The sequence below is a fragment of the Syntrophorhabdaceae bacterium genome, assembly GCA_028698615.1.
Taxonomy (GTDB): domain Bacteria; phylum Desulfobacterota; class Syntrophorhabdia; order Syntrophorhabdales; family Syntrophorhabdaceae; genus Delta-02.
In genome coordinates this window covers 1-22902 of the sequence record JAQVWF010000035.1, presented here as the reverse complement: position 1 = coordinate 22902, position 22902 = coordinate 1, and the positions used below count along the sequence as shown (strand labels likewise).

Sequence of the window (22902 nt, the reverse complement as noted above, 5' to 3'; positions counted from 1 at the left end):
TTCGTGGTCTCTTTGTCATCCTTGCCTGCTCCTTTCTGTTGTCATTATAGAGCAGCAAAACCACTTAAGTCGATGTCCGAATTTATTGTACCAGCTCTGTAGATGCCATCTGCATGTCCGCAGTTACCGCCCGGAAACGCTGCATACTCGTCACATCCCCTATCTACCTCTTTCAGGTCGAGGCTGAGGAAGGATCTTGTTGTGGACTTGCGGGTCATACTTCCACTCTTGTATCCAATGTGTCCAGTTGGTCTCATGAACCCTGCCGCACACCTGTCAGACATCTCCGGAGAGCACCCTATCCTGACACCTTTTTCAGGTCCAGCAATCGTGATGTTACGGTGTACCCATATCACTACTATGCTATAAGTTTTTTATTTTGGAGTACACTGACCTGCAAGATCTTTAGCAACACCAAATTGAGAAGTAAGTTTTTCCATTGTTTCTTCAGATAATTCGAATAATACAGAATCGCCATATGATACAGTTTTAGCTTGCTTTCCTAAGACAGCTAAAATATCATCCACTTGATCTTTTGGAACTAATAACCCCGTTTGTTTTTTATAACTTTTATATTTTTCTTTTAAATTACTATTCTTAAATCCACTTTGTCGGTAGCAGTTCGCTTGGCAAGCAATGACTATCATCCAAGCACTTTTTCTATTACATCCTCCATAATACGATTTTACTTTCTCTCTGCATGTTTTCAAGTAATCGTTCTTATATGTACCGCACCAAGATAAAGGATTACGTGCCTCTTTGGGACTCTTTGTTTCAATTTTAGTTAAGGTTTCATTTTTTTCATCAACAGATATTTTGTCTGGCCTTCTGGTTCCCTTAAGACCGCCACCACGAACTGCTTTCTCATCATGAATGTATTTCCCTTCTTTTTCAGCAGTTATTTGAAAGTTTTCTTCAAATTCCTTTTTACCTATCAAATCTTTTTCAGTACTTTTACCGTTAGTACTGGTACTTGCCTTGACATTTTTTTTGTTGCCAATAATTATCTCATCAACTTTTTTATTACTCTTTATTGCTCTAATCAAATCTGCTTCTGCTATTTCTCCCTTTTTAAGACGTCCTTTAAGGACTAATGTCTCAGTCGACTTGACAAGATCTTTTGATTTCAATACCTCAAGAAGTATATTTCTCTGCTCTTGCAATGGATATTTTTTTATCAACGGCACAAAATCATCAATCCTAGTTCCCATTTTTAACAATAAACCTGTATGCCGTACGGTATAATTTTTCACTGCCCCTTTAGCTATATCATCCAAAAGAGAGGCCGAAGTCTTAGAAATCGTCACAGGATTAACAGCAAAAACAGCTCCACAGAAAATAAAAATGGACACTATTAGAATAAATATTTGTTCACTAAAATTATTCATTTTCCCATATTTCATCAATTTTTTGTTTCTCTTCTTTATTCCCTTCAGCCTTCTTCAGTGCTTTTTTGTACCATTTGGTTGCATGTTCGTTATTGGACATTCTCTTGTAAGATAATGCAACCATTCTGGCTGCTTCTGCCTCAATCATATCCTCATCAACCTCATCAAAGGCCATTTCAAAATAATAGGCTGCATTTTTGTAATCTTTTTGAAAATAGCTAATTTCTCCCGCTTCCCAAGCAAGCGCAAATTTTCTACCGATATTATTAAGGCCACTTTTCGCCAGCAGCAGTGCGTCCTGATATTTCCCGTTGTCCTTAAGTGCCATAATGTGAAGAATATATGGTTGTAATGCTTCTGGCTCTCGAATATTGCACTGTGCAAGTTTTATGAAAGCGTCATTATATTTATTATTAACCAAATTATTTAAAGCAATACCATAAAGAACAAATGCATTCTCTTTTGCATAAGTTAAAGCTCTATTAAAGTCTCTTTCTGATTTTTCATAATTTTCTGTGTTGAAATAAAATATAGCCCTGTTGATGAGATCATATGCTTCTTTTTTTGTCGTTATTATATCTGGAAGGCTTTTTAGTTTATTAATTAGCTTAGGGCTGTATTCTTTTTCAATCATGTATTTGTAATTGCTTACTGATACTTTACCTTTTATATAATCCTCCTCAATATCCTTGATTTTCTTTACTAATGTTGTCACATCACCACTTCCTTCTTCCAGAAGAGGAAGTTTCAAATATTCATATCGCTTATATGGTTCGTTCTTGACAGATGCGATAGTTTGGTCAATTGCTATATCTGTTATTACCCCACTTCCCAAAGATATAAGTGAGCCAATAATTAATATTCCTCCTTTCATTGATCCAAGCCCCACAATGGCTAATCCTGCAGCAGTTGCACCACTGCCGTGTCCCATAAGCATACCTATTTGAGTTGCAATAAATTTCACAGCAGCTGGAGTAGTAGCTAATATTGCACCACCAGAACCAGCTGATTGTATGGTAATGTAAAGATAAACTGCTGTAACTGCTGTAAAAATAGCTGCTGTTGTTGCTTTTCCGGTCTTTGTGTCGAAAAATGGTTTGGGATAAATTTTATCAAATGAAGCATTAATTGTAGGATTGTCAATATTAGCTTTAGAAGTATTGGAAGAATCTGTGACAGTATTTGATGAATCTTTACATGATGTAAACAGTAAAATTGAAGATGTTAGTATAATGCTTAAAAGTATTATCGTGCATGCATGGGAATGTTTTTTCATTCCACCACCTCTATTTTTCATTTTATTTTTTAGATCAAGTTCTGAACTGATACGGACTTTTTAAACTCTTCCGTATCGCTGTTCTGCCTCTGCCGCCAGCTGCCGGATCTGGGGCCTTCTGCCGGTGACTTGATTTCTCCGATGTAGACCCTGTTGCCCTTAACTGCAATGAAATCGGGCTTGTTGGCGTGCTGCCTCCCCTTGCCAGGGATGTCCCTGTCGCCATCGTAGTATTCGTACCCCTTTGACGTGAGCGCTTCCTCAACCTTCCGGTAGAATTCCTTCTTGCCTTCCATTGTCCTAATATTATGTTGCGTATAAGATTTGTAGAACATTGCGCTAAATTTGTCAAAGATTTTGATTTTTCCACTACGGACGGTATGTCATCTCGTCAATCCCCGTCACCGGCGTGCTGCTTCAACTCGTCTATCCTTTCCCATGTCATCACTGTCAGGCAATGCAGCCGCTTGACTTCGTCTCTTTCCGTTTCGCATTCATTTTTCTTCCTCTTTATCCAGGCAATCTGTTCCGCCTTTAATTGTGCTTTCGCGGTGGTGCTGAGTCTGGACATCGTGTCGGCATAGACCGCGTTGATCTCCTGGTCCGCCGCTGAATAATTCTCCCGAAGGGTCGGCAGGTCGGTCGAGAGCTTGACAGGTACGGCATTCGGGCCGTCTGCCAGCGGAGGCGACGTGGCTGCAGGGGCTCTGGTCTCGGCTTGCTGTGGATTTCCAAACAGGATCGCCGGCCTGATGGTCAGTGTGCGCAGGGACGTGTCCGCGATTTGCCCCTTGAAGGAGATCATGTCGTCCGTCTTCAGTGCTTCTATAATTCTGCGGTCCTCGTCGCTTCGCGGCGTGATATGGACAAAGGTGCCCACAAGATTCGTCCCGAACATTCCGGTGCCGATACGGGTTTGTGTCTGTACCCTGTAGCCGCCGCCGGATTTCGACACTTCGTAGACAGGGAGCCGCCACTGAACGATTTTGCCGATGATCTCCTTCGACTTCTTCTCGCGCTGCAGATCGGTATGCTTGCTCCCTAATGCAAACATCTCGGAAAGCTCCCCTTCCGCCTTGAGACCGCTGGGCTGCATGGCGACAAGGTCCTCCAGCGGATCGGTTTTCGGCGCTGCCCCATCCTTTCCGGGCATAATCGCGATACCGGCAAGAACGAGGCAAACGGCGATGCCTGCCCCTGCCCAGACCAGCCTCTTCCTGCGGCTCGCCTTTGGGTCTTCACCTGACATCTCTTTTCGTGTCCCGATGGCAGCCAGTATCCCCCCGATCAATGAAAGCGCCATGCATATCGCCACCATTGTTCCCCCGAGAACCATCCCCAGGATGGAGCAGATGATGAGGGCCATTCCCGCCCACCTCCAGCGGACAATTGCGAGGGTACCGAAGACGATGGCAAGGAATGAGAACAGCATCCCTCCCCACCCGAGACCGACGACCGTCTCAGCCTCCGCCGCATCAAACGCGGAACCGATGCCGCCGGCAATCAACGTGAATACTGCGGCGACAACCCCGAACACCCCCGCGATGACTCCGATTATTCCGCCAGCCTTGTTCATGATGTCCTCCTTTCCTTACCTTACATGAGTTTCGAAATGCTCCAGATAAATAGCCCGATCAATGAGACCGCGATAATCCCCGTGGAGATGACCAACCATTTGGCGAGGCCCAGCAGGGATGCCAGGAAACCGCTGAAATCCCCGAGGCTCTTCTGCAGCAGATTGAGTGTTGCGGTCAAGGTGACCAGCGCATCGTCAATGTGGCCGATCACCGGAATGTCCGGGATCATGTCAACGGGTGAGATATCGTAGAGCATCGCCAAGATGAACAGAATGACCGGGACAAGCAGGGACTTCTCCAAATGCTGGTCGATGATTTCGACCTGCGCCGCATCTTTGACTTCCACCATGTGTATTCCCTCCTTCTTCAAATAAAAAAAGGTCTCCTCGAGTTCTACTGATCACTCAGGGAGACCAACTTTCTCAGATCCCGCAGGGCCTGTTTATGCCTATCGGCATGATAGGGTCACAGGCAAGATTGTCCGTTAGCGCACAGACGGCAGTTGAGAATACCGATCAACGCACTCAGGTTGCCTATCGCACGCGTCTTTCCCTTTCAGTCCCTCCTCCTTTCGATGAACTGTTTCTTCCCCGTCACTGCACATGGGCGGCATCACTTCGCCCCCCAAAATAAAAAAGGCCTCCATGAGCAATGCTGATTACTCAGGAGACCAACTTTCTCAGATCTCGTAGGGCCTGTCCGTCAACCCCTAACGGCATTTTCACAGGCAAAATTGTGCTAATAGTCTTGCTCTTCCTCGAAAAAATGTCAACAGTTTTTAACGTCCTCAGAAAAATCAAGACAGTACCACGGAGCTTTTCGCCTGGACGCTGAAAACTTAGAAGGCACTTGTTATTGACATTTTGGGAGGAGAGGAATAACATCTACCTGATACCACAGACAATCATCGTCGTTCGCTCAGATCTGGCAGAAGCTGAATAGCACCCATTGATCCTCATAATTGACCAGCAGTAAAGAGGTCTGGCAATTGAAAAACCGGATGTTTTTTCTTTACGTCTGTCTTTCAGTCTTGTTATTCCCACTCATCCTGCATCCTCAACAAACTGCCAACGTTGCCGAACTTCTCAGTAAAGGAGCCGCTGCTTACAAGAGTCAAGAGTACCAGCAGGCCCTCGCCTATTTGACGGAAGCTTACAAGAATCTTGAGAGTGGTGACAATGTGAGCTTGAAGGCAATGGTGCAGCTGAATATCGGAATCACGTATTATTCCATGAAGAGGGTTCCTGAGGCTCTTCCTTACCTGCAAAGCGCATATACGAGCTTCGAGGCAAGAAATAGCAAGACCAATACGGCAGTGGCCGCAGACGTGCTCGGTGCTAGCTACCTTCAGCTGGGCCAGACCGAGAAGGGTCTGTCCTATTTTGATGTGGAGGTCTCGCTGTTAAGAGAATTGAAAATGAATACCGAACTGGCGAAACTGTTGCTCGTTGCTGGCAAGATTCGAATTAGCAGGAGTGACGACGTACGAGCTTATTTGAATTACGATGAAGCGCTGAAAATCTACAAAGAGCACAACCTTGTCGAGCTGACTCCCCTGTTTGTCGGCGCTGGTCACTTGCTCGAGCAAGTGGGCCTGAGCCACTGCTCACGAAACCATTTCGGGGAAGGGTTGGAGGCCTATGAAGAAGCAATAAGGATTCATCGACAAACCAAAAGGCCCATAAACATAGCACGGAGCCTCATAAGTACAGGGACCATATTAGGGTCACAGTATATTGGTCAGTACCACAGAGCACTCTCTCACCTGCAGGAGGCTCTGACAATTTGCAGAGAGCTGGAGGACAAAAGAGCGGTCGCGGAATGTTACAGCCGCTTGGGCGGAGTCTACAACAGCATAGGCCAACACAACAAGGCCCTCGACAATCATCAAACAGCATACGAGATTAACAGTTCTCTCAATGCGCAAAGAGAGATGTTGGTCAACCTTCGGGACATTGGATTTACATATTACAAGATGGGGCAGCACGACAAAGCGTTGCGCTATTTTCACCAGGTCTCGGAAGCTGGAGGAAAAGCCTTGGCGAACATGTACACTGGCATGGTCTATATCTCCCTTGGAGAAAACGAAAAAGCTATCACGCTCCTGAACGATGCTCTTGAATGCCGACCACAAGATCCCATGGTTCTAATGAACTTGGGCCTTGCACATACACTGCAGAAGGAATACAGCAGAGCAGAAGAGATGCTTCTCGCAGTCGAGGAAATGCGGCGAAAAGCTACGGGACATATGTGGCAGGGGGTGCCATATTTAATTGAGCTGTATATAGAGACGGCCAGATACGATGATGCCCTCGCTTGTTTGGCAAAAATGCAGCCTCAACCCTACACGGACGATCCGTACCGCATATTGTTCCACACTCAGTATGGCTCCGCCTTAAGAGGAAAGAACTTGCTGAAGGCCGCCTCGACCGAATTCCTCAAAGCTGTGAACGTGTCCGAGGAAATAAGAGGAGGATTGAAAGAAAAGGAGGGCTTTTTTGCCGCTGGGTTTGCTGGAAGTCATATCCGTGCCTTCAAATCTTTGGTTGCCGTCCTGTGCGAAGGAGCTCTGAAGGGTGACACCATGGAACCGGACTTCTTGCCATACGGAACAACCCTGGCGTCTGCCGCTTTTTACTTTGCCGAATCGACTAAGGCAAGGAGTCTTCTGGAGGATATGGCCGCGTCATCCGCGCAACATGACTCAATCGGTCTTTCCGACGATCTAAAGTTGCGGGAAGCAAGGCTTCTGAATCAGCTTTCCAGCATACAGAACGAATGGGAAGGAGTCTACAAGAAGCGAAACCAGAAAGATTACCTTGATCTCGTTAAGAGGAAGAAGATGATCAACGAGGAGCTCAATGCCTTGATTAGCGAGATCAGAGCGAAGTATCCCAGATACGCCGCCCTGCACTATCCGAAACCTGTCCCTCCGGAAGCAATACCACTAAAACAAGACGAGACTCTTCTGGAATACGTCATTGATGACGATGCAACATACCTTTTCAAAGTGAAAAGAGGCGGCCTCGAAAGCATCTACAAAATCGAGATGGGGAAGGAAGAGATTGAGAGAATGGTGAACAAGTACGTCCGTCTCCTACAAGACCCCAACTCCACGCGGGGCGAGTTACTATCGTGTGGGAAACGACTTTATGGGGCCTTACTGGAAAAACCGCTTGGAGACATCTCTCGAGGCAACAGTATCATTATTGTTCCGGATGGCGTTTTGGGATTGTTGCCGTTCGAGGCTCTGGCAATCGAACCGTCCACCGATGGGAAGAGCATCGCTTATGTCGGGGACCGTCACAGGATTATCTACTTTCAATCGGCATCAATACTTGCACTGAACCGCATGTTGCGTCCGAGTGCAGCCCGCAAGATCCTATTTGCATTGGGTGACCCAATCTATAGCGTTGACGACAGAAGATATGTGGCTTTCAAGAAAGGACTGCCTTCTATTGAGCCCTCTGAAAGCACAAAGAACGAGAAAGCTTCATTCCGGGAGCTGGCAAAACACAAAGACTGGGGGAAAACAACCGAAGATGACAAGGCCGGAAAGGAACTGGAGTATCCCCGGCTTCCCGAGACGGCAACAGAGGTCAATAGGATTGCCGGCTTCTACGGGGTGCCCTTACGGCCCCCGGACATCTTGCTGAATCTAAATGCAAATGAGACCGGATTCTGCAACGTTCCATTAAGAGATTACCGTTATCTTCACTTTGCGACCCATGCAGACCTAGCAGGTAAAGTACAGGGTATCAACGAACCCTTCTTGCTTCTTGGTCAGGTAGAAAACAAGCCTGGGCACAATGGCTTTCTCACACTGACAAAGGTCTTAAGCTTGGATCTCGATGCCGACCTTGTAGTACTCTCTGCGTGTTTTACCGGGAGAGGCAACGCTATGGAAGGGGAAGGCGTAATGAACTTTTCGCGAGCTTTTCAGCATGCCGGCGCAAGGAGCGTAATATCGTCTCTCTGGGCCGTGGCTTCCCTGGAGACCGTTGAGTTCATGACCACATTCTATTCAAAATTGAAAGAAGGGACGGGGAAGGCAGAAGCTCTGGCCTTTGCGAGAAACAAAATCAAGACGGAACATCCGCATCCGTACTTCTGGGCCCCGTTTGTATTGTACGGGGAACAGTAAAGAGGACATTGAGCCAGTTGCTTGTTATTGACATTTTCGGGGGAGAGGAATAACATTGCACTAGTACATCATCCGCAATCATCTTTGCTCGCTCTGATCTGGCAGACGCCGAACAGCACCTATTGATCCTCATAACCGGTAGCAAGGAAGCCTCGTAATTGATAGCTTCAGGTTGCTTCCAAGGTTTTGGGGAACTTAGACGAAAAGGGCCTGGGGATTGAGTTATTTGCTCATGAACGAACGTTTCCTACCTAGCCCCATCTTTCGATACAAGAAGGGGAAACCATGACAAATTCAGTAGATCTTCTGCGCAGATTCCGACTAGAGACGCAGGGGGACGTTCGTTAATACGAAAATAACTTTTTCAAACGAGCCTCAAGCCCTTCCTCTCCGCGATGCCCCTTCCCCTTCTCACGGCAGCACCTATGGCGGGTCCTGTCACCGAAAAGCGCAGGGCGAGGTCCGTCAGTCTGACGCCCAGTTCCGTCACGGCGAAGAAACAGAAGACGCTCCTTGCCTCGACAAGCTTGCCGTGCCTGTCCCGGGTGTAGAGTTCCTGGGGCGATATCCCGAAAAGATGGCAGACCCTGTTCTCTATCGCGGCGATGTCGATGCCCGAACACATCATTTCGCAGCGCCGGGTCATCCTTTGTTCCGCCCGTGCGAGGAACTCCAGGACAAAGGATGTGTCCCCCAGGATGCGCTCATCACCCTTCATGGGCCCCTCGCGGGCCGACCTTCTGGCCTCCTCCCATCCCCCGAGGGTTCTCACCAATCCCCCTCCCGCAAGCTCGGGTCGCCGGCCGTGGTGTATCCCTTTGGCCACGAACTCACGGTAGACGGCACGGGCCGCCTGTTCATCCGGACCGAACAATGCGAGGATGTACCTCACGTCCTGCCAGGGGACCGTCCTGGTGCCGAGGAGAACCGCATGGCCTGACCAGGGATAGTGTCCGAGGGATTCGTAATGCGGGACGATGCCCGCTCTCAGTGGATTGAGGTGGATGTACCGGGTAAGTTCCTGAAGGTAGGGGGGCTCCTCCTGGCAGATGATGGACTTGTAGCGGTTCTGGAAAAGATGGCCGCTGCGCCTGTGCCTTCTGTTGAAACCCGCCGCGTAGCCGGTGAGGAGCCGGGCCATGAGGGTGGACAGGGGAGCATCGCCGGTACGCAGAAGCATGTGTGCATGGTTGGACATGAGCGCCCATGCGTAGCAGACCGTTGCCGTCTCCGGCAGGAGAGTGGACAGCCTGTCGGTAAAGTCCGCCCTGTCGTCGTCCCCGAGGAAGATCTCCTTTCTGGCGATGCCCCGTATGATCACATGATGGAGAACGCCTGCTGCATCAAGGCGGGCGTGTCGTGGCATGAGCACCTCTGTCATTGACGATGGCCCGGGGCTTTCGCCCCGTGCTGACATATCCGGCCTGCTTCTTTTGTCCCCTGACTGCCCCGGGCCTCTTCTCGCAGGAAAAGATGGGGGCTATTGTGAATGTGTGTGGTCATCGAGTAGGTAAGTGTGGTATTATGTTAATTAATTCGGGAGGTTGTTATGAAGAGTCTGTCCATACGGTACCCTGAATCGGTGCTTGCGACAATGAACCTGAGTACCGATGACTTTGAGAGGGAAGCGAGATTCCTTCTCGCGGTGAAACTTTTTGAGTTGGGACGCCTGACATCCGGGCAGGCCGCGCAGCTTGCCGAGTCTTCCCGTTTCTCCTTCCTGCTGCGGTGCAGTCATTATGGAGTGCCCGCAGTCCAATGGGACGATGAAGAATTGGACGCGGAATTCAAGGCGAAACCATAATGGCTAATCTCAAGAAAGGTCGCCTTGTATCGAATACGGGACCTATCATTGCGCTCATGCTGATAGGAAAGCTGGAGATTCTCAGGGAACTCTTTGATGAAGTAATAGTTCCTGAAGAAGTCCATCGCGAAGTGCTGCAGGGAAAGTCTGCAAGCTTCTTTAACTTGATGCAAATAACACTCTATGAACAGATGGATTGGATGCGGATTAAGGCCCTGCAAAACCCGCTTGAACCCGCCCTGAAAAGTCTCCTCGATGCGGGGGAGGCCTCCGTGGTGCAGACTGCCCGCGAAATGGGCGCCGACTACGTGCTGATCGATGAGAGAAAGGCGCGAAAAATCGCAAGGTCGGTGTACGGACTCAGTGTCATCGGAACAGCACGACTGCTTGTGGAAGCCAAGAAGAACGGCCTGATCGACTCCGTTGGAGACATGATAGACAGGCTACGTGATGGGGGTTACTGGATCGGTGACAGTATAGTTCAACGCATGCTGAAAGAGGCGGGCGAGACGTAGATATTCGAGCCCATGAATCCCCGTGTCAAAGAAATCGAGACTCGCCTGGCCAAGCTTGAGGAAGAAAAGCTCCGGCTCCTGCAAGAACTCGAACTCCTGTCAACAGCAAAGCAATCACCTGAGCCCGCAGGAACCCCTGCTGCTAAAGAGCCACTCAGCACTCAAGAAGAACGCATCGCCCTGTTTCTGAGACTTTTTCGCTGTCGTGAGGACGTTTTCCCGAAGATGTGGGAAAACCAGAAGACAGGGGCAAAGGGCTACTCCCCCGCATGCAAGGCAGAATGGGTGCGCGACATTTGTGCCAAACCAAGGACAAGGTGCAGTGAATGCGGGAACCGGGACTTCATTCCCTTTGACGAGTCCGTTATTCGCAAACATCTGCAGGGCATCATTACCGTCGGAACGTACACGATCCGCAACGACGATACCTGCATATTTCTCGTCGCCGACTTTGACAAGGAGCACTGGTCCGCGGACATTCTCCAGTATAAGGCTGTGGCCAGGGATATGGGCGTTGAGGTCTACATCGAGAGGTCACGTTCAGGCATGGGAGGCCACGCCTGGATATTCTTTCAGGAACCTCTACCCGCAAAGACTGCCCGTCAACTGGGGAGGCTCATTCTGACCCGCGCCATGACGCGACGGCACAGAATCGGATTCGACAGTTACGATCGATTCTTCCCGAGCCAGGATACCTTGTCTGCCGGAGGTTTTGGCAATCTCATCGCTCTTCCCTTGCAACGAAGCTCCTGCAGAAGTGGCAATACGGTCTTTGTTGATGACAATCTTGTGCCTTATCCAGACCAATGGGAATTTCTGAGCCGGGTCAGGTTTCTTTCCAGCGCGGATGTCACCGAGGTACTCCGTGACAACGCACCTTCGGCCCCGGCGCAACAACGAATGACGGGTCAGGTCAGCTCGGACCTGGTGGAAGCAGAAGCATCCATAGAGACGGAGCAGGACAACATAAAGGGCATTCATCAACAACCCATCTCCTTCGTCTATTCTCACCATCTGGCCATCAAGATCGACGGGATGCCATCGAGCCTGATAACAGCTTTCAAGCGGTCGGCCACTTTCGCGAATCCGAAATTCTTTGAACTGCAGCGAATGCGGTTTTCGACATGGAATACTCCGAGCTATATCTGCTGCGCCGAGCTGTCTGACGATGGTGAAAGCATGATACTACCCCGGGGTTCGTTATCGCAGTGCATGGAGCTTGCGCAACTGGCCGGGGCTACGGTGGAATTCGCAGACCTCCGTCAGGATCCTCAACGCATCTCTGTTGATTTCACGGGAACTCTCCTCCCGCCCCAGGAGATCGCACTCAACAATATCCTGTCCGGTGAATCAGGCGTGCTCGTTGCTCCTCCCGGCTCAGGCAAGACCGTGATTGCTTGCGCCGTGATTGCCAGGAGAAAGGTACCAACGCTCGTTCTCGTTCATAGAAGGCAGCTCGCTGACCAATGGAAGGAGCAACTGCTTGAATTCACAGATCTTCAGAAGAAGCAGATCGGTGTTTTCGATACTAAAGGAACCAGACAGAAAGGTCTCGTCGATATCGGCATGCTGCAAACGCTTGCCCGGGACAGTAATGCTCACCGGCCTCTGGACGGGTACGGGCAGATCATTATCGACGAATGTCACCATGTCCCGGCCGTGTCTTTCGAGTCAGTTCTGAAAAGGATCAGGGCACGACATTTCATCGGTCTCACGGCCACGCCGTATCGTAAGGACGGCCTTGAAAGGATTATCGCTTTCCAATGCGGCCCCGTCCTGCATGTCATGGAGGAAACCAGCGCTCAGTCTCTGATTGCCCGGCAGGTCATCGTGCGAGAGACAGGTTTTCGGATGACCAGCGCAGAGAACGCCCAGCCGGCCATTCATGAAATCTGGCAGGCTCTCGTGACCGACAGGGATCGCCTCCGCCTGGTCGCATCTGATATCCTGACCGCATTGAAGGAAGAACGATTTCCCCTTGTCCTCTCCGACAGAAAGGACCATCTCGAATTGCTTCTCGCCGAGATTGCCGCAATGCAGACCGACGAACAGGGAGTTGGCTTTCTGATCACCAGCGACACGGGAAAGCGCATGAGAAAGCAGATTATGGAAGAGATCAGGGCGATGAGGGGACAAGGACAGCTCCCTTATCTTCTTTCAACGGGCTCTCTTATAGGTGAAGGGTTCGATCTGCCGGAGCTGTGCACACTTGTGCTTGCGATGCCCCTGTCCTTCAAGGGTCGCCTCGTGCAATACGCGGGGCGGCTTCACCGGGAAAGCGCCGGAAAGAACGATGTCCGTATCTACGACTACGTCGACGTCAACCTCGGCCTAGGCGTGACCATGTTCCGCAAGAGAATGGCCACATACCGAAAAATGGGATATGCCATCAAACTCCCGCCCGACTCTGCCCTCAACAGCCTCCCAAGACGCGCAAAGAAACGGCAGGACGCTAGCAGAGAAACGCTGGGGATCTGAGAACCTTTTCAGACCGCCTTCCAACCCTTCCTCCCGACAACGCCCCTGTCTTCTTCTCCCGGAAGCCGCCCATCCGGAAGGCCACGGCCCTTATTGACATTCTCGGGACGAAGGGATAACATACCGTCTAGTACCGTCGACAATCATCGTTGCTCGCTCAGACCTGGAAAAAAGAACAATGTGAAGGCGTGAAGGGAGCCAAAGGGTTTGAGTTTCTTGTTTTCTCAACGCCCCTTCGGTTCCTCCCCTTCGGTTCCTTGGCAACGTCCCCTTCGGTTCCTCCTCATTTGTTTTTCTCGAAACCAGTCAGGTTTTCATTCCAGCAAGGCGCCCAACGGCTGTCACCTCAACCAAGCAACCTGACCATAAAAGACCAAAAGTTGGGATGGGATACACAAGCTCTATTCTGTTAACAAAACGGAAGATAACTATCGCACTGTGTTGTTGCATTGTTCTTTTCGTCCATGATAGTCTGGACAATAAAAAAGGGGGGGGAACAACTGTTCTATGATGACTCAAGCGGCCGCAACGAAGCTCGGTAAGGCAGAGAAAGCTATTCGTGAATCAGAAGAGAGATTCAAACTCCTCTTTGAGAAATCCACCGATCCTGCATTTTTACTCGAGGATGACAGGTTTATTGACTGCAATGAAGCCGCCTTGAAATTGATGTATTGTTCGGCCAAAGAGCAACTGACCGGACTGCATCCATTCAGCATATCACCCGAGAGACAGCCGGATGGGAGCATGTCGACGGAGAAGTCGCGGGAACTGATCGATGCCGCTGTACACGACGGGCCTGTTCGTTTCGAGTGGAAACATCGAACCTTTGGCGGCGTGGACTTATGGGTTGATGTCTCGCTTACGGCAATCCCGCTGCACGGAAAACAGATCATACATACGATATGGAGAGACATTACCGAAAAAAAAGAGATGGAGGAGAAACTCAAAACAGAGACGCAAAGGTTCTTGACCCTTGTCGAAAACGCGCCGTTTGGCACGGTACTCGTCGACAAGAAAGGAAACTATACCTATATGAACACCAAATTCAAGGAACTATTCGGTTATGATTTTCAGGAGGTCCCGGATGAAAATGTCTGGTTCGCAAAGGCGTACCCCGACCCTGAATACAGATCTCACGTGATCGCAACATGGCAGAACGGGGTCGATAGATTCATGCAGGACCCCTCCTTGAAGGAGGGCGAACGGTGGACATTTACCGTGACCTGCAGGGACAACCAGCAGAAGGTTGTTCATGTTATCCCGGTTCAGCTGCCGACCGGGGAGTATCTGAAGACATACGAAGATATTACGGAACAAAAAAGGGCAGAAGACGCCCTGAAGAGCAGGGAAGCTGAATTGGCGGTTAAATCGATCAACCTTGAACAAATGAATGCCGCTCTGAAGGTATTACTGAATGAAAGAGAAAAAGACAGGATTGAACTTGAAGAAAAGATCGTAACAAACGTCAACAAATTGGTATGCCCTTATATTGATAAATTGAAAGAATGCCGATTGGACCCGCGTTATATGACTTATGTCGATATTATTCAAACAAACCTTAACGATATCGTTTCCCCATTCCTACAAAAACTAGGCTTAAAATGTGCCAACCTCACGCCAACAGAAATACGCATAGCCGATCTCGTAAGAAGCGGTAAGACAACAAAGGAAATAGGCGAAGCGCTTCAAATGACCTCCGGGACGGTCAGTTTTTATAGAAACAATATTAGAAAAAAACTCGGCCTGAATAATGAGAAAACTAATCTGGCTTCCTACCTTTTGTCGCTCTGATAATGTAGGTTGTTTACCTACATTATATCTCCGTTTTTCTTACATTAAGTGAGCCTCTTCCAAGACCGACAATGATTTAGAACGTATCAAATACTAAATCAAAACTGTCATGCAAGTTGTTATGTGCGGATCACACATGGCATGGAGAGGTATTATGAAAAGCCAGATTAAAATTCCGGAGATACAAAGTCTGGAGGTTGTGCGAACCACAGCCATCGACACCCAATCAGTCAGCGCTTGCACCACATGTCTGAGGGTGCTCTGTCAGGAGGTGCGAGAAAATCATGGATAGCGAGGTCGAAAGAGCTGAACATGGTGTTGTACTAACTCTCTACGGCAATGTAACCATCCAGAACGCCGTGGAACTCAAAGGAATCCTGACCCGGGAACTCGGCAGCGACAAGAACCTGACCGTGAATCTTGCCTGCGTAACCGGCTGCGATCTTTCGTTGTTTCAGTTGTTGTGTGCGGCCCACAAGAAATCCCTTAACGATTCAAGGCCGATGGGGGTAAGAGATTGTTCACCGGTAGTGCTTCAGGTGATTTCATCGGTCGGTCTTAATCGCGATTCCGGCTGTGTGGCAGGCGCGGAAGAGACCTGTTTCTGGCAGAAAAAGGATACCGAGGTGACGCCATGATGGATAACCACGCACAGACATTTATCGAGGAGGCCTTCGAGCTTCTCGCCGACCTCGAGGCGGCGCTGCTCGAACTTGAGGAAGATCCCCTCAATTCCGAGCTGATCGGACGGGTCTTCCGGGCGCTCCATACCATAAAGGGTTCTGGAGCGATGTTCGGTTTCGACGACGTGGCCCAGTTCACCCACACGATAGAAACAACGTACGACGACGTACGGGAAGGAAAGCTTCCCGTTGCCGAAGAACTCATAAGCCTGACGCTCAAGGCCAAGGACCTCATACGTCTCATGATTGAAGCCCCCTCCGACGAAGCCTCTTTGCCGCAGGATGCACAGACACTTATCGATTCTTTCCGCCGCATTGCAGACGGGAAAAACCTGCAGCAAACCCCCACCGACGACCCGCATAATGATTCCCAGGTACAAGAGGCTTCGTCGCAACCCCAACAAAGGCCGGAGTGTACATTCCGTGTACGCTTCGCCCCTTCCGCGGATATATTCCTCACCGGCACAAACCCGCTCCTTTTGCTCAACGAGCTGCAGTTTCTCGGTGACTGCAGGATCTTTGCCGGACTTGACCACATACCTCCCCTTGGCGATATGGACCCGGAACGCTGCTACGTCTTCTGGGACATCATCCTTACCACCGATAGGGGAATTGACGCAATCCGCGACGTCTTCATCTTCATCGACGATTCGAGCACGGTCGACATCGCGATGATAGACAGCGAAGACTCCGCAACCTATGAGGAGGAGCAGAAAAAACTCGGGGAGATCCTCGTCGAAAGGCGCGATATCCAGAGTGATGAGCTTGCAAAGACCCTCTCGGAGAAGAAGAAGATCGGTGAGATGCTCGTGGAAAAGGGTCTGGTCTCCAAGGAGAAGGTAGAGTCGGCCCTTATAGAACAGGAGCATCTCAAAAAGGTCAAAAAACCGGCCCGCCAGCAGGAAGAGGCTTCCTCGAGCATACGGGTGCCGGCGGATAAGCTCGATATCCTGGTGAATCTCGTGGGCGAGTTGGTGACGGTCCAAGCCCGGCTCACACAGATGGCGTCACAGTTCGACAACGCGGAGCTCGTATCGATCGCTGAGGAGGTGGAGCGCCTCACCGGTGATCTCAGGGACAATACTCTTAACATCAGGATGCTCCCCATCGGGACCACGTTCGGAAGATTCAAGAGACTCGTCCGCGACCTCTCCCAAGAACTGGGCAGAGAGGTGGAGATGACAACGGATGGTGCAGAGACGGAACTGGACAAGACCGTCATCGAGCGACTCAACGACCCGCTGGTCCATCTCATCAGGAACTGCATCGATCACGGGATCGAGTCGCCGGAGGTACGCGAGTCCCTGGGCAAACCCAGGGCGGGCATGCTAAGCATAGCCGCGCGCCACTCCGGCGCCTATGTCCTCATAGAGATCACCGACGATGGAGCCGGGATCGACAAGGAGACCATAAAAAGGAAGGCAATCGAGAAAGGTCTCATCGGCGCCGATGTGGAACTGCAGGACAAGGAGATATTCTCCCTCATCTTCGCGCCCGGCTTCTCCACCGCGGAGAAGGTGACCAATGTGTCGGGGAGGGGTGTCGGCATGGATGTCGTGAAAAGGACGATCGACAGCCTCAGGGGCTCCGTCGAGATAAATAGCGAAAAGGGCAAGGGCACGACGGTAATCCTCAGACTACCTCTTACCCTCGCCATCATTGAAGGCCTGCTCGTGGAGATAAACAGGCAGTTCTTCATACTGCCCCTCACGATAGTACGGGAGTGCGTAGAGCTCAGCCGCACCGACGTGGAAATATCCCACGGCAGGGATATCGCGAATATACGGGGAGAGATCGTCCCCTACATCCGCCTGCGCGAGTCCTTTGAAATGAAGGGGGCAAGACCCGAGATCGAGCAGATAGTCGTAACGGAGGTCGAAAGGAACAGGATCGGGCTCGTCGTCGACAACGTCATCGGGGAACACCAGACAGTCATCAAGACCCTGGGGAAGGTCTACCAGGACATAGATGGGATATCCGGCGCAACGATACTGGGAGACGGCACGGTGGCCCTCATCATGGACGTGGCGCGTCTGACGGACGATGCCTACGCCAGTGCCGGATTCGCCATGCCGAATTAATGGAAACACACCGCTCATTTTAGATATATCTACGCTGGTAAAGAACGTGGAAAGGCATTGAGATGTCTTCAAAACAAAAAGGAGGAACAAGACAGTGAAACTCAGGAATGTGAAAATTGGGATCAGGCTTGGAATGGGGTTCGGCATTATTATCGTTTTGCTCCTGGTGTTAATCGCTATGGGCATAGGCAGTATGAGATCGATCAATACCCGGCTGGATGATATCGTCACAGAGAACAGTGTAAAAATCAAGCTGGCCAGGGATATCGTAAAGGCAATCGATATGACATCCGAAGGCGTCCTGACCACCGCTTTTGTGAATGATGTAGCCGCAAAGGCCAATTCCAAAAAAACCGTCGCCGCCGCCAGGGATCTATACGGCAAAGCGCTGGAAGAGCTTGGCAAGATAGAGACCTCCCAGAAAGGCAAAGACCTCATGGCGCGTGCCGCCGAGAACCTCAAGATCGGGAAAGATGCCAACAACAGGATATTTGAGCTTGTTGCCGGCAACAAAATAAAGGAAGCAACAGACGTGCACGTAAATCAGGCAGCACCTGCCACGGTAAAAGTCAAGGAAGCCTTTGACGAATTGGTCAAATATCAGGAAGATCAGATGCAAGTGCGGTATAAAGAGGCGCTATCCACATACAACTCGGCGAGGAATTTTCTTCTTGTGATCGGATTGTTTGCAATCGTCTTCGCTGTGGCCGTGGCATTGATAGTCACCCGTACCATTGCAAAACCGCTGGAGGGCATTATCGGATTAATGGGCAAGCTTGCACTGGGCGACGTTAATCTGAGGGCGGAAGTTGATGCCAAGGACGAGGTGGCGGTACTCTCAAGCGCCTTCAACTCCATGGTCGACAATATAAAAGAGTCCGCCATGGCAGCGGAACAACTTGCAAACGGGGATCTAAACGTAGACGTTACTATTAAATCTGAAGAGGATGTTCTCGGCAAAAACGTTTCCCTGATGGTGAGCACGCTAAAAAACCTTCTCGGCGACATGGACAAGCTGTACCAGGAACATAAGGCTGGCGAGATCGATTACGCAATACCGGCAGAAAACTTCTCGGGTGCATATAAACAGGTGGCAACGGGGGTGAACGAAACCGTTTCGCTGCACGTTAATGTTGTGCTGACAATACTTGATATCCTATCTTCCTATGCAGCGGGCGATTTCTCTCCGGTACTTCAAAAACTGCCGGGCAAGCAGATTATTGCGAATGAAAAAATGGATGCTCTGAGAGAGTCCATGAACGAAGTCTCCCGCATTGCAAGGGAAATAGCTTCCGGCAACCTTATTCTCACCGTAAAGGAACGCTCCGCCCAGGATGAGCTCATGAGGGCCCTTGCAGCGATGGTGGTTAGACTGACCAACATAGTCAACGATGTGAAGGCCGCCGCCGGTAACGTCGCCTCAGGCAGTCAACAGATGAGTTCGGTCTCACAGGAGATCTCCCAGGGCGCGACAGAACAGGCGGCATCGGCCGAAGAGGTGTCTTCATCCATGGAAGAGATGGTGTCCAACATCAAACAGAACGCGGACAATGCCCAGCAGACGGAGAAGATAGCCCTCAAGGCCGCCCACGATGCAAAGGAAGGCGGAAGGGCCGTAACGGAAACGGTAACTGCCATGAAAGAGATCGCAGCTAGGATCTCCATTATTGAAGAGATAGCACGGCAGACGAACCTCCTTGCACTAAATGCCGCAATAGAAGCAGCCCGCGCAGGAGAGCACGGCAAGGGTTTCGCCGTTGTCGCGACGGAGGTCCGCAAACTTGCCGAGCGAAGCCAGACCGCGGCCGGTGAGATAGGAAAACTCTCCGGTTCAAGCGTGGAAGTGGCAGAGAAGGCCGGCGAGATGCTCAACATGATCGTTCCCGACATACAGAGGACCGCCGATCTTGTCCAGGAGATCAACGCAGCGAGCAATGAGCAGAATACCGGTGCGGAGCAGATCAACAAGGCCATCCAGCAGCTCGATCAGGTGATCCAGCAGAATGCCTCGGCAACGGAAGAAATGGCATCCACATCGGAGGAATTATCGGGACAGGCTGAAAGGCTGCAGGATACCATTGCTTTTTTTAAGGTAGAAGAAAGCACGGCGGAGGGTAAGAGCATCGGGGGCAAAGAGCTGAAGAGATCTCTCCACCGCTCTGTCCCGAATCCGCCGATCCCCCGGGGTGGAAATGGTGCAGACAAAACGTCGGGTATCACCCTGAACCTCGGCAGCGACCGGACTGACGAAGACTTTGAAAGATTCTGATAATTGCAGGGACAAGGGTTCCGGAGCAACCGGGTAATATTCAGCCAGACCTCCGGAACCCGACGCCCGGCCCATGGTTTTAAGAAAGGAGGAATTATGAGCATTTCATCGACTACCGGCGTAAGGCAATACCTGACCTTCCAGCTTGGAAGTGAGGTCTTCGGAATAGATGTTTTCAATGTGAGGGAAATACTGGAATTCAACTCCGTCACGAAGGTACCGAAAACACCGGATTACATGAGGGGGGTTATCAACCTCCGGGGGAGCGTCGTCCCCGTCCTGGATATGAGGCTGAAGTTCGGGCTTACGGAGACTCAGAAAACCGTGAATACCTGCGTTGTTGTCGTTGAGGTGTCGTTTGACGGAGAGAACATCGTCATAGGCGCCCTCGTCGACTCCGTACAGGAGGTCTTCGAAATGGACTCCAGCCTGATCGAGCCTGCACCCAGGATAGGAAGTCAACTCAGGACCGACTTCATCAATGGCATGGGGAAGAAGGACGACAGCTTCATCATCATCCTCGACATAGCGAAGGTCTTCTCCTTTGAGGAGCTTGCCGGCATAGTGGAGGCAGGCGGGAGCCAGCCCGGCGAGGCAAGGGTGGTGAACGAATAGGCATTAAGACGGCATAACCGGCCCGCCGCTTGTAAGGGGCGGGCTTTTCGTAAGTCCTGGATTGCCATGTCTTGAGCGCTTCACCGTCCGGTTTACCATTTCCGCCTCCCTTTCTGGCGATGCCCCGTATGATCACATGATGGAGAACGCCTGCTGCATCAAGGCGGGCGTGTCGTGGCATGAGCACCTCTGTCGGTAATAGTGACCGGGAACCCTCCCCCTGGCCTCGCATGGACATTCCCGGCCCTTTCTCAATCCATATTACTTTTTTTAAAGGAAAATGAGGTGTCTGATCTTTCTATGGGATTAAGTTATTTTCGGCTGCCCAGCTGCCCAGGAGACACCGGGCTACCTCAGGCTGCCCCAGGAAGAATTAGGCCAAAGGGGTTGGTGGATTGAGTAATTTTCTTATTATCGAATGTCCCCTCGGCTGCTCCACTCTGCGCCGGGATGATAGTTGATCAGCAGTCTGTTGGAATTAGAGACAAGGAATGGTGTACACTACCTTATGAAATTGAGTGACCTGGGCTTCGACCAGTGGTTTGAAGCACATATCAGCGAGTTCCTCCCGGAAGAGGGCGGCATAGCCCGGATATCGGCCGTTGATCGCGGATCGTACCTGATAAGAAATGAATCGAGTGAAGTCCCGGCCGAAATTGCGGGTAAGCTTTCTTACCAGATCGAAAACCCGGTCGAGCTGCCATGTGTCGGAGATTGGGTGACCGTGCAATATCACAATGACGGCACGGCGGCAATTATCCGCCGGGTTTTTCCGCGAAAGACGTTCCTGCGCCGCAAAACCGCCGGCGAGAACGTGGATTTTCAAATGATTGCGGCTAACATAGACACGGCTTTCATTGTTCAATCATGCCATTTTGACTTCAATCCTCACCGCATGGACCGGTACCTGGTAATGGCGGCGGACGGACATGTCGAGCCCATTGTCATTCTCACGAAGACGGACTTGATCACGCAGGATGAATTGGAACAAAAACTTGCGATCATTAGATCCACCGCAACCAGGGCTAAAGTGTTCGCCCTCAGTAATGTCAGCGGTATCGGTTTTGACGAGTTTCAACAGACACTGTCTCCGGGAAAGACATATTGCCTGCTTGGTTCATCGGGCGTCGGGAAGACGACGCTTATCAACCGCCTGATAGGTCAGGACGCCTTTGACACAAAAGCTGTCAGCGGCACGGGAGAAGGCACCCACACGACCTCGCGCCGCCAGCTCATTGTTCTCGATCAGGGTGCAATGTTGATTGATACGCCCGGCATGCGAGAGCTGGGCCTTGTTGGTGCGGGTGATGGGGTCACCATAGGTTTTGAAGACCTTTTCAGCCTTTCCGCAAATTGCCGCTATGCGAATTGCAGCCACGAACACGAGTCCGGCTGTGCCGTCCGAGCTGCGGTAGAAAGTGGTGAATTGAGTGAAGATCGATATTCCAGCTATATCAAGCTCAAGAAAGAGTCGGAGTACCACGAGATGTCATACCTGGACAAACGGAAAAAGGACAAGACCTTCGGACGGTTTATCAAGACAGCGAAGAAGCAGTTGAAGCGCTGAAAGACAAGCACCGAACAATCCACGCCAGCCCTTTCTACGCCTCCCCCAAAGTCGCTTCGAAGAGGAAAAGACTAAAGGCCGTCTCACGCCCGCTTCACCCTTTGGGTTCGCTGGAGGCAGAGAAGAGAGCATGAAGAGGAAACCTTGAAAGAATTGCGGCCAGATCCGGAGAAGACGCGGATCAGGCCGCGGTTGCATCCCGCTATGCGGGACACAAAAAGATAGTCTTGGATGTAATGGGTGAACAGCCGCCCACTTATATTCGTCGAGTGGTTCCCTCCCCTTCACCCAACGTTTCCTAATATATTTTTACAATTTATTTTTTATACAATCCGCAGGCAATTTGTTAAAATCCTTTCAAGCTCAATCCAGAACAGCCTTGTCAACCCCGTAAACTGAGTTAATACCGAAAAAGGCAGGAACACGTCTGCCCTGGGGGCACGAGAGGTTCTTAAGAAATTAAATAACTTTTCAATACCGCTCAAGCGTCTTAGGCAAGGGGAACCAATAGTTTCTTACTTTCTTAAGAGTCCCCTGGCTGCCCTGGAATCTGAGACGACCGAAGGCACGGTTGTTATTGACATTTCCGGGGCAGCGGAATACCATTGAATCAATACACCATCCGTAATCATCGTTGCTCGCTCAGATATGCAAGAAGCTGAATAGCACCTATTGATACTCTTGAATCGACCGGCACGTCGCAATTGAAATATT

The 22902-nt window shown here is 50.5% G+C and carries 16 protein-coding genes; 10 read left to right on the top strand and 6 right to left on the bottom strand.

Annotated elements, in window-relative coordinates; all coding sequences use genetic code 11:
• Positions 1-374: 374 nt before the first annotated feature.
• The 5 genes from PHC90_10995 to PHC90_10975 form a co-directional block, all read right to left on the bottom strand.
• On the bottom strand, positions 375-1403 hold the full coding sequence (locus PHC90_10995; protein ID MDD3846871.1) for a hypothetical protein: 1029 nt from the start codon (positions 1401-1403) through the stop codon (positions 375-377).
• Positions 1381-2664, bottom strand: coding sequence for a hypothetical protein (locus PHC90_10990; GenBank protein ID MDD3846870.1), 1284 nt, complete (start codon positions 2662-2664; stop codon positions 1381-1383). The genes PHC90_10995 and PHC90_10990 overlap by 23 nt, the downstream gene beginning before the upstream one ends.
• Before the next feature lie 29 nt (positions 2665-2693).
• A complete protein-coding gene (locus tag PHC90_10985) occupies positions 2694-2960 on the bottom strand; it encodes a hypothetical protein (GenBank protein ID MDD3846869.1) in 267 nt (88 codons plus the stop codon).
• Positions 2961-3055: 95 nt separating this feature from the next.
• Complete coding sequence (locus tag PHC90_10980) at positions 3056-4240, bottom strand: lysozyme inhibitor LprI family protein (GenBank protein MDD3846868.1); 1185 nt, start codon at positions 4238-4240, stop codon at positions 3056-3058.
• Between the two features lie 20 nt (positions 4241-4260).
• Positions 4261-4590, bottom strand: coding sequence for a DUF1232 domain-containing protein (locus PHC90_10975; GenBank protein ID MDD3846867.1), 330 nt, complete (start codon positions 4588-4590; stop codon positions 4261-4263).
• 639 nt (positions 4591-5229) lie between these two features.
• Here PHC90_10975 and PHC90_10970 point away from each other — a divergent pair.
• Positions 5230-8385 (top strand): CHAT domain-containing protein, encoded by a 3156-nt coding sequence (locus PHC90_10970; GenBank protein ID MDD3846866.1) that lies wholly within the window; start codon positions 5230-5232, stop codon positions 8383-8385.
• 364 nt (positions 8386-8749) lie between these two features.
• Here PHC90_10970 and PHC90_10965 read toward each other — a convergent pair whose 3' ends face one another.
• Positions 8750-9751 carry a transposase gene (locus tag PHC90_10965; GenBank protein ID MDD3846865.1) on the bottom strand — a complete coding sequence of 334 codons (1002 nt, stop codon included), beginning with the start codon at positions 9749-9751 and terminating at the stop codon, positions 8750-8752.
• A 183-nt stretch (positions 9752-9934) separates the two neighbouring features.
• Here PHC90_10965 and PHC90_10960 point away from each other — a divergent pair, with 183 nt between their 5' ends.
• The 9 genes from PHC90_10960 (at position 9935) to rsgA (ending at position 22188) form a co-directional block, all read left to right on the top strand.
• The gene (locus PHC90_10960) at positions 9935-10189 is read left to right on the top strand and encodes a UPF0175 family protein (GenBank protein ID MDD3846864.1); all 255 of its coding nucleotides are present in this window, start codon (positions 9935-9937) and stop codon (positions 10187-10189) included.
• On the top strand, positions 10189-10704 hold the full coding sequence (locus PHC90_10955) for a DUF3368 domain-containing protein (GenBank protein ID MDD3846863.1): 516 nt from the start codon (positions 10189-10191) through the stop codon (positions 10702-10704). Before PHC90_10960 ends, PHC90_10955 begins: the two co-directional genes overlap by 1 nt.
• Positions 10705-10929: 225 nt before the next feature.
• A complete protein-coding gene (locus PHC90_10950) occupies positions 10930-13182 on the top strand; it encodes a DEAD/DEAH box helicase family protein (protein MDD3846862.1) in 2253 nt (750 codons plus the stop codon).
• Positions 13183-13689: 507 nt separating this feature from the next.
• Positions 13690-14973, top strand: coding sequence for a PAS domain S-box protein (locus PHC90_10945; GenBank protein MDD3846861.1), 1284 nt, complete (start codon positions 13690-13692; stop codon positions 14971-14973).
• Between the two features lie 284 nt (positions 14974-15257).
• On the top strand, positions 15258-15611 hold the full coding sequence (locus PHC90_10940; GenBank protein MDD3846860.1) for an STAS domain-containing protein: 354 nt from the start codon (positions 15258-15260) through the stop codon (positions 15609-15611).
• Positions 15608-17737, top strand: a complete 2130-nt coding sequence (locus PHC90_10935; GenBank protein MDD3846859.1) for a chemotaxis protein CheA — start codon at positions 15608-15610, stop codon at positions 17735-17737. The genes PHC90_10940 and PHC90_10935 overlap by 4 nt, the downstream gene beginning before the upstream one ends.
• A 94-nt stretch (positions 17738-17831) precedes the next feature.
• Positions 17832-20006: a methyl-accepting chemotaxis protein gene (locus PHC90_10930; GenBank protein MDD3846858.1), complete on the top strand. Its 2175-nt coding sequence runs from the start codon at positions 17832-17834 to the stop codon at positions 20004-20006.
• A gap of 96 nt (positions 20007-20102) precedes the next feature.
• Positions 20103-20621 carry a chemotaxis protein CheW gene (locus tag PHC90_10925; protein MDD3846857.1) on the top strand — a complete coding sequence of 173 codons (519 nt, stop codon included), beginning with the start codon at positions 20103-20105 and terminating at the stop codon, positions 20619-20621.
• 508 nt (positions 20622-21129) lie between these two features.
• The gene (gene rsgA / locus PHC90_10920; GenBank protein MDD3846856.1) at positions 21130-22188 is read left to right on the top strand and encodes a ribosome small subunit-dependent GTPase A; all 1059 of its coding nucleotides are present in this window, start codon (positions 21130-21132) and stop codon (positions 22186-22188) included.
• Positions 22189-22902: the final 714 nt, after the last annotated feature.